General features: G+C 68.8%; 16 protein-coding genes. 8 read left to right on the top strand and 8 right to left on the bottom strand.

The features are described from left to right. Positions 1 to 4: 4 nt before the first annotated feature. From OIE13_RS32575 to OIE13_RS32550, 6 genes are all read right to left on the bottom strand, one after another. Positions 5 to 847, bottom strand: coding sequence for an alpha/beta fold hydrolase (locus tag OIE13_RS32575; protein WP_326645794.1), 843 nt, complete (start codon positions 845 to 847; stop codon positions 5 to 7). Between the two features lie 61 nt (positions 848 to 908). After that, on the bottom strand, positions 909 to 1,607 hold the full coding sequence (locus OIE13_RS32570) for an SDR family NAD(P)-dependent oxidoreductase (protein WP_326645795.1): 699 nt from the start codon (positions 1,605 to 1,607) through the stop codon (positions 909 to 911). Further along, complete coding sequence (locus OIE13_RS32565) at positions 1,604 to 2,398, bottom strand: alpha/beta fold hydrolase (RefSeq protein ID WP_326645797.1); 795 nt, start codon at positions 2,396 to 2,398, stop codon at positions 1,604 to 1,606. Before OIE13_RS32565 ends, OIE13_RS32570 begins: the two co-directional genes overlap by 4 nt. Then, on the bottom strand, positions 2,391 to 3,149 hold the full coding sequence (locus tag OIE13_RS32560) for an SDR family NAD(P)-dependent oxidoreductase (protein ID WP_326645799.1): 759 nt from the start codon (positions 3,147 to 3,149) through the stop codon (positions 2,391 to 2,393). Before OIE13_RS32560 ends, OIE13_RS32565 begins: the two co-directional genes overlap by 8 nt. 48 nt (positions 3,150 to 3,197) lie before the next feature. Next, a complete protein-coding gene (locus OIE13_RS32555) occupies positions 3,198 to 3,392 on the bottom strand; it encodes a tautomerase family protein (protein WP_326645801.1) in 195 nt (64 codons plus the stop codon). A gap of 48 nt (positions 3,393 to 3,440) precedes the next feature. Next, positions 3,441 to 4,805 carry an MFS transporter gene (locus OIE13_RS32550; RefSeq protein ID WP_326645802.1) on the bottom strand — a complete coding sequence of 455 codons (1,365 nt, stop codon included), beginning with the start codon at positions 4,803 to 4,805 and terminating at the stop codon, positions 3,441 to 3,443. A gap of 137 nt (positions 4,806 to 4,942) precedes the next feature. Between OIE13_RS32550 and OIE13_RS32545 the strand changes: the two genes are divergently transcribed. The 4 genes from OIE13_RS32545 (at position 4,943) to rfbD (ending at position 7,855) form a co-directional block, all read left to right on the top strand. Continuing rightward, on the top strand, positions 4,943 to 5,707 hold the full coding sequence (locus OIE13_RS32545) for an IclR family transcriptional regulator (protein WP_326645804.1): 765 nt from the start codon (positions 4,943 to 4,945) through the stop codon (positions 5,705 to 5,707). Between the two features lie 178 nt (positions 5,708 to 5,885). After that, positions 5,886 to 6,248 (top strand): ArsR/SmtB family transcription factor, encoded by a 363-nt coding sequence (locus tag OIE13_RS32540; RefSeq protein ID WP_326645805.1) that lies wholly within the window; start codon positions 5,886 to 5,888, stop codon positions 6,246 to 6,248. Further along, positions 6,245 to 6,760: an SRPBCC family protein gene (locus tag OIE13_RS32535; RefSeq protein ID WP_326645806.1), complete on the top strand. Its 516-nt coding sequence runs from the start codon at positions 6,245 to 6,247 to the stop codon at positions 6,758 to 6,760. The genes OIE13_RS32540 and OIE13_RS32535 overlap by 4 nt, the downstream gene beginning before the upstream one ends. A gap of 234 nt (positions 6,761 to 6,994) precedes the next feature. Further along, positions 6,995 to 7,855, top strand: coding sequence for a dTDP-4-dehydrorhamnose reductase (gene rfbD / locus OIE13_RS32530; protein WP_326645808.1), 861 nt, complete (start codon positions 6,995 to 6,997; stop codon positions 7,853 to 7,855). A 228-nt stretch (positions 7,856 to 8,083) separates the two neighbouring features. On the opposite strand, the gene OIE13_RS32525 is transcribed toward rfbD, so the two are convergent. Then, on the bottom strand, positions 8,084 to 8,680 hold the full coding sequence (locus OIE13_RS32525) for a dTDP-4-dehydrorhamnose 3,5-epimerase family protein (protein ID WP_326645811.1): 597 nt from the start codon (positions 8,678 to 8,680) through the stop codon (positions 8,084 to 8,086). A gap of 241 nt (positions 8,681 to 8,921) precedes the next feature. Between OIE13_RS32525 and OIE13_RS32520 the strand changes: the two genes are divergently transcribed. The 4 genes from OIE13_RS32520 to OIE13_RS32505 all read left to right on the top strand — a co-directional run bounded on the left by OIE13_RS32520 (position 8,922) and on the right by OIE13_RS32505 (position 13,560). Continuing rightward, the gene (locus OIE13_RS32520; protein ID WP_326645813.1) at positions 8,922 to 9,152 is read left to right on the top strand and encodes a hypothetical protein; all 231 of its coding nucleotides are present in this window, start codon (positions 8,922 to 8,924) and stop codon (positions 9,150 to 9,152) included. Positions 9,153 to 9,251: 99 nt separating this feature from the next. Then, positions 9,252 to 10,058, top strand: a complete 807-nt coding sequence (locus OIE13_RS32515; RefSeq protein WP_326645815.1) for an ABC transporter ATP-binding protein — start codon at positions 9,252 to 9,254, stop codon at positions 10,056 to 10,058. Then, positions 10,058 to 12,589 carry an ABC transporter permease gene (locus OIE13_RS32510; RefSeq protein ID WP_326645817.1) on the top strand — a complete coding sequence of 844 codons (2,532 nt, stop codon included), beginning with the start codon at positions 10,058 to 10,060 and terminating at the stop codon, positions 12,587 to 12,589. The genes OIE13_RS32515 and OIE13_RS32510 overlap by 1 nt, the downstream gene beginning before the upstream one ends. A 74-nt stretch (positions 12,590 to 12,663) precedes the next feature. Next, on the top strand, positions 12,664 to 13,560 hold the full coding sequence (locus OIE13_RS32505) for a DUF4429 domain-containing protein (protein WP_326645818.1): 897 nt from the start codon (positions 12,664 to 12,666) through the stop codon (positions 13,558 to 13,560). Here OIE13_RS32505 and OIE13_RS32500 read toward each other — a convergent pair. Further along, entirely contained in the window at positions 13,517 to 14,290 is a 774-nt protein-coding gene (locus OIE13_RS32500) for an LmbU family transcriptional regulator (protein WP_326645820.1), read from the bottom strand. The genes OIE13_RS32505 and OIE13_RS32500 overlap by 44 nt on opposite strands. Positions 14,291 to 14,379 lie beyond the last annotated feature (89 nt).

The raw sequence follows: 14,379 nt of genomic DNA, 5'->3' as shown, positions 1-14,379 counted from the left end.
GGTTTCACACCGCCTTCTTCTGGAGGAACTCGGCGATCATGCGGCTCGTCTCCTCCGGCGCCTCGATGTTCGGCTCGTGGCTGTAGTCGACTTCCACGCTGGTCGCCCCGGGTGCGAGATCGGTCAGTTTCTTGGACCATCCGGTTTCCAGAAGCGTGTCGTACCGTCCCTCGACGAGCAGCAACGGCGTCTCCAGCTCGCGCATCCGATCAAGGAAGGTGTCCGGAGGAAGCTGCCGCTGCACGGCGGGGTTGCTCAGCCGCGGTGCCATCAGCGACTCCCAGTGGCCGGGGATGAGGCTGTTCTCATGCCGCCGGCGGATGTGGTCGTCCAGTCCTTCGGTGCTGCGGACGATCAACCGGGTCATCTTCTCGGCCGCCTCAAGACTGGGCTCGTAGTCCGCGAGCGCGGCGATGCCCTCGGGGACTCGGAACGGTCCACCGGTGCCGGAGATGCTGACGGCGCGGTCGACCGGCCAGGGACGGCCGGGTTCCACCAGTGCCCGCAGCAGCAGGGAGCCGCCGAAGGAGGCACCGACGAAGTGTGCCCGGTCGATGCCCAGTGCCTGGCAGAAGGCGGCGACGTGCACGATGCGCGCCGCGTAGGGGGACCGGTCGAGGAAGACGGCCTTGTCGGTGCCGCCCCAGCCGAGGAGTTCCGGCGCGACCACGTGGAAGTCCGCGGACAGGGCGTCGATCACCGGTCCCCAGCAGAGTTCCGCGGTGGTGCCGAAACCGCCGTCATGAATGAGTACGACCGTGTCGCGCTGGGGGTCACCGGCCTCGACATAGGCGGTGCGGAAACCTCCGGCCATGACTGTCTGCACGGGGCGACTGGGCTTGGTCACGCTTATGCCCTTCCTCTTTAGTCCTGTGATGTTTCTGGGTTGTTTGTCGGTGAGGGCGTGCTCAGTGCTTTACTGAGCCGCCGTCGACGCAGAGCGTCTGGCCGGTGACGAAGGCGGCGCCCGGGGAGAGCAGAAATCTGACCGGCCCGACGATGTCCTCCGGGTAGGCGCGGCGCTTCAGCGAGCGAGTGCTGATGTTCTGCTCCTCGGTATGCGCCATCGACGCGATCATCGGCGTCGCGGTGATGCCCGGGCTGATCACGTTCACCGTGATCTCGTCGTCGCCGAGTTCATCGGCCAGACAGCGCGCGAACCCGATGACCCCCGCCTTCGAGGCGACGTAGGCGAAGAGGTTGCGCGGCCCCTTGAACACCGTGCCAGAGGCGAACAGCACGATACGGCCGCCCCTGACCATCATCGGGACGATCGCCTGGGTGAGCGCGATGGTCCCCTCCAGGTTGGTGCGCAGTACGCGCTCCCACACCTCACGCCCGGTGTCACGGAACGATGACCAGTGGGTGGCCGCCGCGCAGTGCACGAGGTGATCGACCTGGGTCACGCCGCCCGCGGCGAGCCCGTCGCACATCGCCGTTATGCCGTCGGCGGTGCTCAGGTCGGCCACGACATACTGTGCGCCGTCGACTCGCTCCTCGGGAACGCGCAGGTCGACGACGACGACCGGCAGCCCGTCCGCGCACAGGGATCGTGTGATGGCCGCACCGATCCCGCTCGCGCCTCCGGTGACGACTGTGACCGTCATAGAGCCGGTTCCTTCCTCATGTGTCGCTCGCCGCCGATCGCGGCGAAGAACGTCGTCAGCGCTTCGGTGAACGCCTCCGGGTTTTCGATATTGGACAAATGTCCGGCGCGGGGGATTACCCGAAGGGTAGCCCCGTGGATCCCCTGCTCCAGTTCCCGCAACAACGGCAGCGGGGTCTTGTTGTCGTCCGCTCCCGCGAGCACGAGCGTGGGGACATCGATGCCGGTGAGACGGCTGGTGTTGTCCACCCGGAAGGTGGCCTCGGCGGAGGCGAGGTACGCCTCGGGTGAGACGGAGGCGATGGCGTCGTACAGCATGGCGCGGTCGGCGGACGCGAGCGGCCGGGTGAGGGTCTCTTTCAGGTAGGTCTCGGCGTAGCCGGCCATGCCCTGCTCGGGCAGGGCCCGCGAGATGGCCTCCATACGGCGGTCGGCGATCTCGGGCGCGAGCCCGGCGAAGGTGTTGGCGAGCACCAGGCTGCACACGCGATCGGGATGCCGCTCGGCGTACGCCACCGCCTGGACACCCCCCATGGAAAGACCCACCAGGTGCACCTTGCGGGAGACGGGGGCGAGTTCCGCGTGCAGATCGGTGACCCAGTCCGACAGGCGCAGCGGCCCCCGCCACGCCGTGTCTCCATGACCCCGGCTGTCGGGAGTGATCACCCGGTATCGGCCGGAGAGGGCCGTGGCCTGGGGGTGCCACAGGCGCCGGTCCGTCCCGAGGCTGTGGAGGAGCACGACGACCTCGCGGTTGTCCGGACCCGTGGTCATCGCCGATGCCTCACTCATTGTCGAAGTACTTGATGACGGCGGTGGCGCCGCCGTCGACGGTCAGGGCGACGCCGTTCACTCCGGCCGCGGCGTCCTGGCACAGGAACTCCACGGCGGCGGCGACCTCGTCCACGGTGACGATCCTCCCGATCGGGCTACGCCGTGCCATCTCCGGGATCAGCGCCGTATTGAACATGGGCGTGTCCATCGCGCCCGGGCAGACGGCGTTGACGGTGATGCCGGTTCCCCAGAAGTCGGTGAGGAGGGACCGGGTCAGGTTGACCAGTCCCGCCTTGGACGCGGCATAGCTGGGGAACGGGTATCCGGTCGTGCCCGCCACCGAGGCGACGTTGACGATCCGGCCGCTCCCGCGATCCAGCAGGTCCCTGGCGAACGCCCGGATAACCGCGTAGGGACCGCCGAGGTTGACGTCGACGGCGCGCAGGAACGCGTCGTGATCAAGGTCGAGCAGCAGCCGCCGGTCGATCGTGCCGGCGACGTTGACGATGATCGACGCCGCGCCCAGACGCGTGGTGATCTCGTCTCGCCAGCCCTGCACGGCTGCCTCGTCGGTGACGTCGACCTGCCACGACATCGCGGTCCCTCCGTCGGAGACGATGCCGTGCGCCGTCTCCCGCGCGGCCTGCCCGTCGAGGTCGCCACACGCCACGCGAGCGCCCGAACGCGACAGCGCGCGCGCCACCGCCCGGCCGAGGCCACCTCCTGCGCCGGTGACGACGGCGGTTCGATCGCTCAGTGGGTGGGACATGGTCGTGGCGTCCTTTCGGTGTTGGGGCATCGTGCGTTCAGTGGGCGTTCAGCGGGCGTTCCGTGCGGCGAGGCTGGTGCCTCCCACCGCCCAGTTCTCCGGCTGCACCCGCTCCACGAGCACGTGCACTGCCGCCGGGTCGGAGCCGGTCGCCGTGACGTAGGCGTCTGTGACCGTGTGGAGCAGGTTCTCGATGACCTCCGGGCTCAGCGGTGCGGCGTGGTTGATGCGGATCAGGGGCATGACACTTCTCCGAGTGCGTCGGTGGAAAGGTAGCGGTCGCTTGGTGGGTCAGTTCCGTGCCGCCGGGTCCGCCACGCCCGTCGGGCGATCGGAGCCATCACCGGAGGTCGCCTCGCCGAGGCCCAGGTGGCGGGTTTCGCCGGCGACGAACACCCCCAGCAGGAACAGTACGGCGAAGGCGGCGATGCCGATCGCCAGGCGGGAGGGGATGTCGCTGACCTCCGGGCTGAAGAAGGTGACGATCGCCGGCATCACACCGCCGATCGCGAAGCCGAGGTTCCAGCTCAGCCCCGTGCCGGTGGCGCGGATCTCGGTGGGGAAGCGCTCGTTGAGGAAAATGAGCATCGGTGCCCCCGCCGCCATCACCACGAAGGCCATGACGGTCGCGACCACCGTGATCACAACGGCTTCGCCGGGCTGCCGGTCCGCCAGCCACAGGTACAGGAAGGGAACCGCGACGAGGGTGGCGGTCCCGAACCCGAGGAACACTGGACGGCGGCCGTACCGGTCGCTGAGGTGGCCACCGATGATCCCTCCCGCGATGATGCCCAGGTTGGCGATGATCAAGATAATCGCCGCGGTGGTCTTGCCGATGCCGATGTTCGCACCGAAGAAGGTCGGGAAGAAGCCCACCGTGAGGTAGTAGAACGCGGCGCCACCGGCGGTGACGGCGGTGTTGACCAGCATCACGGTGCGGTACTGACGTGCGAAGACCTGTCGCAGGGGCGACTTCCGCGGGGTGGGACGGTCCTGACGCGCGGCCCACAGCGGGGATTCCTCGGTCCGGCGGTAGACGTAGAAGCTGAAAACGGCCGTGACGATGCCCGTGAAGAACATGACCCGCCAGCCCATCGTGGCGAACGCCTCTCCCGGGAACAGCGTGGAGATCACGAAGTAGGCGATCGACGCCAGGACGGCTCCGGCACCCGCGCCGCCACCCGCGACCAGGCCCGACATCAGACCGCGATGCCCGGGCTGTACGGTCTCGGTTCCGAGCGTGTGCGTCGACGCCACAACCCCGCCCACGAAGATGCCCTGGATCATTCGCAGGATGAGGAACAGCGACGGCGCGAGGTAGCCCGCCGCCTCGTAGGTGGGTACGGCGCCCATCAGGGCGGTCGAGATGCCGACACCGCTGATGGACACGAGCATGGCGAGTTTGCGTCCGTTGCGGTCCGCGTAGGCACCGAAGAGCGCCGAGCCGAGCGGCCTCATCAGCAGAGTGACCGCGAACGAGGCGTACACGAACGTCAGCTGCAGGGTCGCGTTCCCCGCGGGGAACAGCAGCGGGCCGATGGTCGAGGCCACGAACAGGATGACGGTGAGGTCATACAGGTCCATCGCCCATCCGGTGATGGATGCGATGCCAGCCGATCGCACCTGGCGTTTGCGCACGCCGTTGACATCGTCCACGTGGTTCTCCTATGGCTGGGGCCCCAGCGGTTGTGGGGGGTGGTGTGCACCATATGCAGGACGTTTCTCAGTACGCAATATGTTGTTCACCATAGCGGAACACTTCTTCCGGGGATCGGTCCGCTATGGTGAACAACATGGCTGACACCAAGGCGCTGTCATCGGTGAACCGGGCGCTGACGATGATCGAGCTCCTGGCCGAAAGCAGCGGCCTCACCGTCACCCAGCTCGCGGACCGACTCGGCACCGGAAAGGCGACCGCCTTCCGGCTCGCCAAGACACTCGTCGATCGCGGCTGGCTGGTGAAGGACGCGGACCTGCACTACCGGCTCGGCCCCGGAATCCTCGGCCTCTCGCCCGCCACGCAGGCGAAGCACGACCTCAAGGCCACGTTGCGGCCGATCCTGGAAGAACTCCACGATGCCACCAAGGAGACCGTCCATCTCACCGAGCTCCACGGCCGGCACATCATCTATCTGGATCAGCTGGTCTCACCGAAACCGGTCCGCTCCGTCAGCACCCTCGGCAGCCGCTCCCCCGCCCACTGCGTGTCACCGGGACTCGCGCTCATGGCCGCCCTGCCCGCCGAAACACTCAACTGGATCCTGGCCGTCCCGCTGCAGCGCTATACCGAGCGGTCGATGACGGACCAGGCCGAGATCCGCGAGGAGTTGTCGCGAGTGCGCACCCGTGGATACGCGATCAACCGCGGCTCCTACCGTCCCGAGGTCGGAGGCGTCGGAGTCGCGATCGTCGACGCCCGCCGAAGGCCGATCGCCGGTATCTCCGTGTGCATGCCCACCTATCGGATGCAGACCTCGGACCTCGCCGAGATCGGCAGGCGTCTCATCGACGCCGCCGCGGACGCCCAACGCAGGATCACGCTCGCTCGCATCACCTAAGAGACCGTGAGGTAGCCGGCCGGTCGCCGTGTGCTGTCACACGTCGATCACGGTCGGCGTGGTCGGAGGACGCCTTTACCGGACCGGGTTTGGGTGTTGCCGTCTCCTGACATGGCGCATTCCTCTCACCTCGAAAGTATGTAAGATGTTGCTTAAACACTTACATACTCTCCAGACAGTGCGCAAACAAAGGCGGTGGGCCATGGACGACGCCCTGCGGGCGGTGGCGGACCCGACCCGCCGCGCCATCCTCGTCCTGGTGCGGGACCGCGAGGTGTCGGCAGGCGAGATCGCCGAGCGCTTTCCTGAGATCAGTCGCCCGGCGGTCTCCCAGCATCTGCGGACGCTGACAGCAGCCCGCCTCGTCGACGTCCGCCGCGCAGGCAACCGCCGCTTCTACCGACTACGTCCCGAGGGCCTGGCCGAGGCGGTGACGTTCTTGGAGACGATGTGGTCCACCTCGCTCAGCCGCCTCCAGCGCGAGGCCGAACGAGAAGAACACGCGCACACCGGCGACCAGGATGCGAAGGGATCATTGTGAGCAGGACGATCGAGCAGACGTTGCACATCCGCGCGCGTCCCGAGACGGTGTGGCGGTTCTTCACGGACCCGGCACGCCTGGCGCGATGGTGGGGAACGTCCGAGCTGGACGCCCGCCCTGGCGGCACCCTGCAGGTCGCGATGCACGAGGGCCCACGCCCGGTGATGCTCGGGCGGTTCGTGGAGCTCGTGCCGTATGAACGGATCGTCTTCACCTTCGGCTGGGAGGCCACGCCGGGAGCGCCCGACATCCCACCCGAGGCCTCCCGGGTCGAAGTCACCCTGACCCGGGACGGTGACGGCACCAAGCTCACCCTCCACCACAGCGGTTTGCCGGCCCTACTCGAAGAGGAGACCGGCGACGGCTGGGCGCACATGCTCCGTCGTCTCGGTGAAACGGCGGCCACGAGCCACACTCGTACCGGCGAGAAACCTGGCGACCCTGAACAGCCGCGACACCATGTCCGGGTGGAGCCGATCACGTCGTTCACAGCCGGCCAACACGATCGCTGACCGGGGCCAGACGACCTGTTCCTCAGGGGCCAAGATGGTTGTTCAAGGCCAGGCAAGTCCTCGGTGGTGATGGTGGCAGTCCGGCGACTGAGCGACCGATGCGGTGGCCGCGGCGCTCAGCTCGAAATAGATGATGGCCGCTTTTCGCGAAAATCTCGACTTCCAAACCTAGAGTGATCAGAGTCGCGATACCGGGAAGCACTCGCCTGGTCGACCGCTCAGGGAGAGGACGTCATGACTTGGCTCGTCACAGGGGCGACAGGCATGCTCGGGCACGAGGTGGTCGCGCTGGCGCGCGGACGAGGGTACGGCGTCGCCGCGCGGGGCCGCCGGGACCTGGACGTCTGTGATCGGGCCCAGATCGAGTCGGCCTTTCAGGCGCTCGCCCCGCGGGTCGTGGTCAACTGCGCTGCCTGGACGGCGGTGGACGACGCCGAGGAACGGGAGCGAGAGGCGTACCGGGTCAACGCCGACGGTCCGCGGCTGCTCGCCGAGGCCTGTGCGCGGCACGGCGCCCGGCTGGTTCACGTCTCCACCGACTACGTCTTCTCCGGTGACGCCACCATCCCGTACGGCGAGGACCATCCGGCCGAGCCCCGGAGCGCGTACGGGCGGACCAAGCTGGCCGGAGAGCAGGCGGTCCTCGATGCGCTGCCTTCCGCGGCCGTGGTCCGGACGGCTTGGCTGTACGGCGCCCACGGGCCGAACTTCGCGCGCACCATGCTCCGTCTCATGGCGGAGCGGGAGACCGTCGAGGTGGTCGACGACCAGTTCGGGCAGCCCACCTGGGCCGCGGACCTCGCGGACCGGCTGATCACGCTCGGCGAGCTCGGCTCGGCGGCGGGGATGTTCCACGCCACCAACTCCGGAAAGGCCAGCTGGTTCGAGTTCGCCCAGGAGATCTTCCGGCTGTCCGGCACCGATCCCGACCGGGTGCGCCGGACGACCTCCGAGGGCTTCGTCCGCCCGGCGAGGCGACCGGCTTTCAGCGTCCTGGGGCACGAGCGGTGGCGAGAGCTCGGCCTGGAGCCGCTCCGCCCCTGGCGGGACGCCCTGCGTAAGGCCCATCCCGAGCTGGCGAAGCCCTTCCGCTGAGAAGGTACGCGCCCGCCGAGGGGGCACGAGCGGTGGCGAGAGCTCGGCCTGGAGTCGCTCCGCCCCTGGCGGGACGCCCTGCGTAAGGCCCATCCCGAGCCGGCGAAGCCGCTCCGCTGAGAAGGTACGCGCCCGCCCGTCGACGGTGGGCCGCGGAGACCCGGTGACGGTTCGCGGCCGGCGCGCCGACGCGATGGCCGAAAACCGTCGCGACGGGCCGGTGAGGTCCTAAGGGCGGGCGTGCGAGGCGTAGAAGGCCAGGCACTCCTCGTAGGAGGGCAGGAGGCCGCCCGCGCGCGCCTCGGCGAGGGTGGGCGCCGCGGCGTCCTTGGGTGACAGGAGCGGTTCGACGTCCGCCGGCCAGGTGATGCCCAGTTCGGGATCCAGCGGGTGGATACCGTGCTCCCTGGTCGGGTTGTAGCCCTCCGAACACAGGTAGATCACGGTCGCGTCGTCCGTCAGTGCGAGCAGGCCGTGCCCCAGCCCTTCGGACAGGAACACTCCCCGGTGGTCCTCGTCGTCCAGGCGCACCATCTCCCACTGGCCGAACATCGGTGAGCCGACCCGGATGTCCACGATCACATCCAGCATCGCCCCTCGCACGCACTTGACGTACTTCGCCTGGCCCGGTGGCACGTCGGCGACGTGAATCCCGCGCAGGGTGCCCCGGCGCGAAACGGAGCAGTTGGCCTGGGAGAGCCGCAGCCGCCGTCCGGTGACCGCGTGGAACTCCTCCTCGCGGAACCATTCGTGGAGAGCTCCCCGATCGTCGATGTGGATTTTCGGGTCGTCAATCCATGCGCCTTTGATTTTCAGTGGCTGCATCTCGGCTGCTCCTGATCCCGGCCGTTTACCGGACCGTGTAGAACGTGCTGTGGCCTTTCCCGCCACGATCCAATGCTGACCGCAGACGGTCAGCTTTGGGGATCCCGCCGACGGTCGTGATACCAAAGTCGATGCGGCCCATACTTTAGTCGGAAAGCAGGTTCCGTATCGGCGACTTCGGTTGAGACGGGAGATGCCGACGACCGATTCCCGCCGCCACGACCGGCCTTAATGTTGAATCGTGCGTAAATCCTTACAGCTCATCGGGTTCATCATGATCCTCGAAGGCGTAAGCGGGGCCATCGACCAGATCGCCGTTCAGCCCGTCCTCGGCGCAGTGCTCAACTTCTTTAACCGCGTCATCGTCAACAACGTGGCCTTCCTCGAAGGTTACGAGATCTACGCGAACCTGATCCTGGCGATCCTCGGGATTGTTGTGATCATCGCCGCGGAAAGAGCTCCGGCGTCTTAGCGTCCCGCGCTCTCCACCCCACCTATCCAATGTCGGGATGTCAGCAGAGGCCATGAACGAATTGTCACGACCATTACCCACCTGTCCGAGGAGCCGGAAATGAAGAACTCGACGGCGGTGCTGGCGGAGGAGACGGGTGAGCCCGTTGCCGCCCGCGCGGAGAACATCTCCAAGCGGTACAGCACCGGAGACACGGCGGTGGCGGCCCTCGACGGCGTGTCGCTGAACATCCCGCGTGGCCGGTTCGCCGGCATCATGGGACCGTCCGGTTCCGGCAAGTCCACCCTCATGCACTGCATGGCGGGGCTGGACAGTGTGGACTCCGGGCGGGTGTTCGTCGGCGACCAGGACGTGACGGACCTGAACGAGAAGCAGCTCACCCGGCTGCGCCGGGACCGGATCGGCTTCATCTTCCAGTCCTTCAACCTGCTGCCCACCCTGACCGCGCTGGAGAACATCGTCCTGCCGATCCGGCTGGCCGGCCGCACGCCCGATCAGGAATGGCTGGACTCCGTGATCGAGACCACCGGCCTGCGCGAGCGGCTGGACCACCGTCCGAACCAGCTCTCCGGCGGCCAGCAGCAGCGGGTGGCGTGCGCGCGGGCGCTCGCCGGCAAGCCGGACGTCATCTTCGCGGACGAGCCCACCGGTAACCTCGACTCCCGGTCCGGTGCCGAGGTGCTGGGCTTCCTGCAGAAGTCGGTACGGCAGACCGGCCAGACCATCGTCATGGTCACCCACGACCCGACGGCCGCCGCGTACACCGATCACGTGATCTTCCTGTCCGACGGCCGCGTCGTCGACCGGATGCCGGAACCCACCGCGGAGAAGGTCCTGGAGCGGCTGAAGAGGTTCGAACCCGCGGGGGCGAGCAGCACGACCCCTGGCAAGCGGGGGCGGATCTGATGCTCGCAAAGCTCACACTGCGCAATCTCATGGCGAATCGGGTCCGGCTGCTGCTCTCCGTGCTCGCGGTGACGCTCGGGGTCTCCTTCGTCGCGGGCACGATGATCTTCCGGGACACCGCCACCCAGAGCTTCGACCCGATCTTCGCGGGGCGGACCGAGACCACGACCGTGGTCGTCCGGCCCAAACCGGCCGAGGGGGAGAACGCGACGCCGGCCACGATACCGGCCTCTCTGGTCAGCACGCTGCAGCAGAGCGTGCCCGGCGCCGGAGAGCTCAAGGGGCAGCACGACGGGTACGCGGCGATCGTCCGCCAGGACGGGAGGATCGTCGGTGAGGACCGCGCGGCGCACCTGGGCGCGGCGTACCTGGAGCGCCCGGGCGCGGGCCTTCAGATACTCTCCGGCCGGGAGCCTTCGGCGGCCGACGATGTCGTCGTCGAGGAGCGCACCGCGGCCGAGGGGCAGCTCAAGGTCGGCGACTCGGTCAGCGTGGTGACCGCGCGGGCGACGAGGTCCATGCGCGTCGCCGGCGTCTTCAGGGCGGTCAACGACCAGGTCGGCCGTGCCGCCACCTACGTGATGTTCGCCCCCGAGACCGCGCAGGCCCTGCTGACCGGCCCCGGGCAGTACTCGGCGATCTTCGTACGGCCACGCGAGGGCGTCTCGCAGCAGCAGCTTCTCCAGCAGGTCGGCGCGGCACTCCCGGCGCAGTACGAGGCCAAGACCGGCGCGGACGAGGTGGAGGAGGTCAAGTCCCAGCTGAGCTCGCTCTTCGAGCTGATCAGCCGGTTCCTGCTGGTGTTCGCCGGTGTGGCGGTCTTCATCGGATCGTTCATCATCCTCAACACGTTCACGATGCTGGTCGTGCAGCGGATCCGGGAGCTCGCGCTGCTCCGGGCCATGGGCGCGAGCCGCGCCCAGGTGACCCGGGCGGTTCTCGGCGAGGCGCTCGGGATCGGTTTCCTCGGCTCGACCCTGGGCCTGCTCACCGGCGTGGGACTGTCCTACGGGCTGAGGCTGCTGTTCGAGCGGTTCACCGGCGGCACCCAGGTTCCGCTGCGCACGCCGGTGGTCGAGCTCTCGACCGTGATCTGGGCGTACGCGGTCGGCATGCTCGTCACGCTGCTGGCCGCCTACCTGCCGACGCGCCGCGCGGCGAAGATCCCGCCGGTCGCGGCGATGCGCGACGACGTGGCGCTCACCCGCCGTTCGATGACCCTCCGCCTCGTCGCCGGCGTCGTCATGGCGCTGCTGGGCGCGGGAGCGCCGGCCGCGGGCCTGGCGACCGGGAAGGCGGGGGGCACGGCCCTGGTGATCGGCGGCGGTCTGCTGGCGTTGCTCGCCCTGACGATGCTCAGCCCGTTCCTGAGCCGGCCGGTCATCGCGCTGCTCGGCTGGCCGATCTCCCGGCTCGGCGGCACGGTCGGGCGGCTGAGCCGGGAGAACGCCCGGCGGGATCCCCGCCGTACCGCGGCCACGGCGTCGGCGCTGATGGTCGGGCTCGCGCTCGTCTCGGTGGCGACGGTGGTGGCCGGCTCGATGAGCACGTCCGCCGACCAGAGGATCGCGCGTCAGTTCGGCGCCGACCTCTCCCTGGACCCGCGCGGTCTCACCGGTTTCAGCCAGGAGACGGTGGACCGGGTGGCCGCCGTCCCGGGCGTGCGCGGCGTCACCGCGGTCCGGCACGGGACGATGAGGATCGCCGACGGACAGGTGCCCGTCCTGGTCGCCGACCCGGTCGCGCTGGCGGGTCCGGCCAACCTGAGGATCGAGGACGGCACCGGCACCCTGGCCGCCGACGGGCTGCTCGTGCAGAGCGCACTCGCCGCGGAGCGTGGCTGGAAGGTGGGCAGCACCATCACCGGCCGGTACCCGGACCGGTCCACCGCGACCCTGCGGGTGAGCGGACTCTTCGCCGCCAACGAGGTGCTGGGCATGTCCTTCATCGTGAGCCCGGCCGGTTACCAGGCGCACGCTCCGGCCGGTCTGATCCAGAAGGCGTTCGTCGACCTCGACGACGGCGGCGGGGAGCGGGCCCTGCAGGACGTGCGGTCGGCGCTTCAGGCCTACCCGAACGTCGAGCCGAAGGATCGCGAGGCGGTACGGGCCGACGCCCGCCAGGAGATCGATCAGGTGCTGAACCTGATCGTGGTCCTGCTGGTGCTCTCGATCGCCATCGCCGCGCTGGGCATCGTGAACACGTTGAGCCTGTCGGTGATGGAGCGGACCCGCGAGATCGGGCTGCTCCGAGCCGTCGGGATGAGCCGCAGCCAGACCCGATCCATGATCAGCTACGAGTCGGTGATGGTCTCGCTGTTCGGTGCCGTGGCCGGTCTGGCTCTCGGGACCGCGCTCGGCTGGGCGTTGCAGCGGGTGATGGCGGCCGACGGCGTCGAGGTACTCGACATCCCGTACGGCCGGCTCGGGCTCTACCTGCTCAGTGCCGTCCTGATCGGTGTCGTGGCGGCGATCTGGCCGGCCCGGCGGGCCTCGCGGATGAACGTCCTGCGGGCCATCCAGCACCAGTGAGCCGTCGACAGGTGACACGACCGACGTCTGCCGGGGGCGTACTGCGACGCTCCCGGATGTCCTAGGGTGACGACATGGCCGAGATCTCCATTCCGGACGGATCATGGACGTTCGACAGTGAAATCCTCAGGATCGTGCCAGGCGGGGACAGCGACGTCCACGAACTACGCAAGACGCTCGGCGAACTGGAGATCCCCCTCACAGCGATCTCCGGAGTGTCGTTCGAGCCCTCGCGCAAGGGGGGCAACCTGCAGCTTCGCCTGCGGCCGGGAGCCGATCCGCTGACCGACGTGGTCACCGGGCGGTTGTCGGGATCCGCCGATCCGTACCGGCTGACCGTCCCCAAGGGGCGCACCGGGGCCGCCGAGTACTTCGCCGACGAGGTGCGCACCCACCTGATGCTGGAGCAGGTGCCGAGCGGTCCCTGTGAGTCCTTCCTGCTGCCCGGCCCCGCCGTACCGGTGTCGGCCTCGGCGGGCGACGGCACGGTGAACTTCGACGGTGAGCGGATTCGCCTGGAGTGGAGCGTGTTCGCCAAGTCGGTCAAGGAGGAGGCAGGTCCGCAGACGTTCCCGCTGCGAGATGTGGAGGGCGTGGAGTGGGCCCCGCAGACCGGCATCGGCTATGGCCGCCTCCGCTTCCGCCTCAGGGGCGCCGCCCCCGCCGTGTCGCCGGAGAAGGACCTGCACTGCCTGTCCTGGGGCGTGCAGCGGTACGGCGGCTCGACCGTCCTGGTCGCCGCCGCCGTGCTGGCCCGGCTGTCGCGCCGTGCCGAGGAGCCGGCCGCGCTGCCGCCCGCGCTGCCGCCGAGCCGGCCGGACGATCGGCGGCAGCGCCTGGCCGAGTTGGAGGAGCACGACGCCCTGGTGCGCCGCCTGACCGAGCTCGGCGATCTACACCGCTCCGGTGTGCTCACCGACGAGGAGTTCAGCTCGGCCAAGCGGTCGCTGCTGCGCCGGATGGAGCTCTAGCCACGGACCCGGCACCCTCCTGCGTGACCTCCCGCGCGAACTTCTCCAGCGCCAGAACCATCCAGTTGACCAGGTCGCAGTTGTGCTTGCGCGCGGCGAACTCCCAGCGTTCGAGCTGTTCCTGGCTCGGGCTCAGCTGCAGCTTCACGGCGAGCCCGGAGCCGCCTGAGGTCTCGGTGTCAACCCCGTCACCGCCCACCGGCGGGCTCGGCGCCTCGGCCGGCTCGCCCTCCCCGTTTCTCAGGGCGGCCGCCTGCCTGAGCTCCTTGCGCAGGCGGTTCCTGGACCAGGCGTGCTGCTCGGCGCGCTGTAGCCACAGATCCTGTTCGGGCACGCTCAGCGCCGCCACCTCCGCGTGGTGGGCGAAGCTCAGCTTGTCCCGGCGCCGGGGCAGGCCGAAGCGGCGGGCCACCCAGGCGTAGTTGCGCAACGTCTGGTAGTCCAGCGACGTCCGCTCGATGGCCGTCCGGTAGCGGTCGGCGTACTGCTTCTCCCCGTAGACCAGCCAGTCGCCCAGCCACCACGCGGAGGAGTCGGCGATGAGGGAGAGCTGGCGACCGATGCTCTCCCAGTTGGCGAACGGGATCTGGGCCGGAAACTGCAGACCGGTTCTTCTCGGTATCACCGTCCGGTCGAGCCCGAGACGGTGGTTGATCCCGTTCTCCTGAGACAGGACCGGTGTCACGCGGCTCTCGCCGCCTTTCTTTCCCCGAACGAGAGGCTTGCTCATCGTTTTCCTTCCTTCGCCATATCGCTGCTCCTCGCATCAGTACGGCGTGAACGGCCGAATCGTGATCGCTCCGAGTGCGCGGAGCCAGA

This window comes from Streptosporangium sp. NBC_01810 (assembly GCF_035917355.1).
In the GTDB taxonomy this organism is placed as follows: Bacteria; Actinomycetota; Actinomycetes; order Streptosporangiales; family Streptosporangiaceae; genus Streptosporangium.
Note: the sequence above shows the minus strand (reverse complement) of the source record. Positions and strands in the feature narration are given on the sequence as shown.

What these genes read in the sequence shown, in the direction of transcription:
- OIE13_RS32555 (WP_326645801.1), bottom strand. Translation starts at nt 3,392, where the DNA reads ATGCCCCTGATCCGCATCAACCACGCCGCACCGCTGAGCCCGGAGGTC.
- OIE13_RS32570 (WP_326645795.1), bottom strand. Translation starts at nt 1,607, where the DNA reads ATGACGGTCACAGTCGTCACCGGAGGCGCGAGCGGGATCGGTGCGGCC.
- OIE13_RS32560 (WP_326645799.1), bottom strand. Translation starts at nt 3,149, where the DNA reads ATGTCCCACCCACTGAGCGATCGAACCGCCGTCGTCACCGGCGCAGGA.
- OIE13_RS32545 (WP_326645804.1), top strand. Translation starts at nt 4,943, where the DNA reads ATGGCTGACACCAAGGCGCTGTCATCGGTGAACCGGGCGCTGACGATG.
- rfbD (WP_326645808.1), top strand. Translation starts at nt 6,995, where the DNA reads ATGACTTGGCTCGTCACAGGGGCGACAGGCATGCTCGGGCACGAGGTG.
- OIE13_RS32515 (WP_326645815.1), top strand. Translation starts at nt 9,252, where the DNA reads ATGAAGAACTCGACGGCGGTGCTGGCGGAGGAGACGGGTGAGCCCGTT.
- OIE13_RS32565 (WP_326645797.1), bottom strand. Translation starts at nt 2,398, where the DNA reads ATGAGTGAGGCATCGGCGATGACCACGGGTCCGGACAACCGCGAGGTC.
- OIE13_RS32525 (WP_326645811.1), bottom strand. Translation starts at nt 8,680, where the DNA reads ATGCAGCCACTGAAAATCAAAGGCGCATGGATTGACGACCCGAAAATC.
- OIE13_RS32505 (WP_326645818.1), top strand. Translation starts at nt 12,664, where the DNA reads ATGGCCGAGATCTCCATTCCGGACGGATCATGGACGTTCGACAGTGAA.
- OIE13_RS32500 (WP_326645820.1), bottom strand. Translation starts at nt 14,290, where the DNA reads ATGAGCAAGCCTCTCGTTCGGGGAAAGAAAGGCGGCGAGAGCCGCGTG.
- OIE13_RS32510 (WP_326645817.1), top strand. Translation starts at nt 10,058, where the DNA reads ATGCTCGCAAAGCTCACACTGCGCAATCTCATGGCGAATCGGGTCCGG.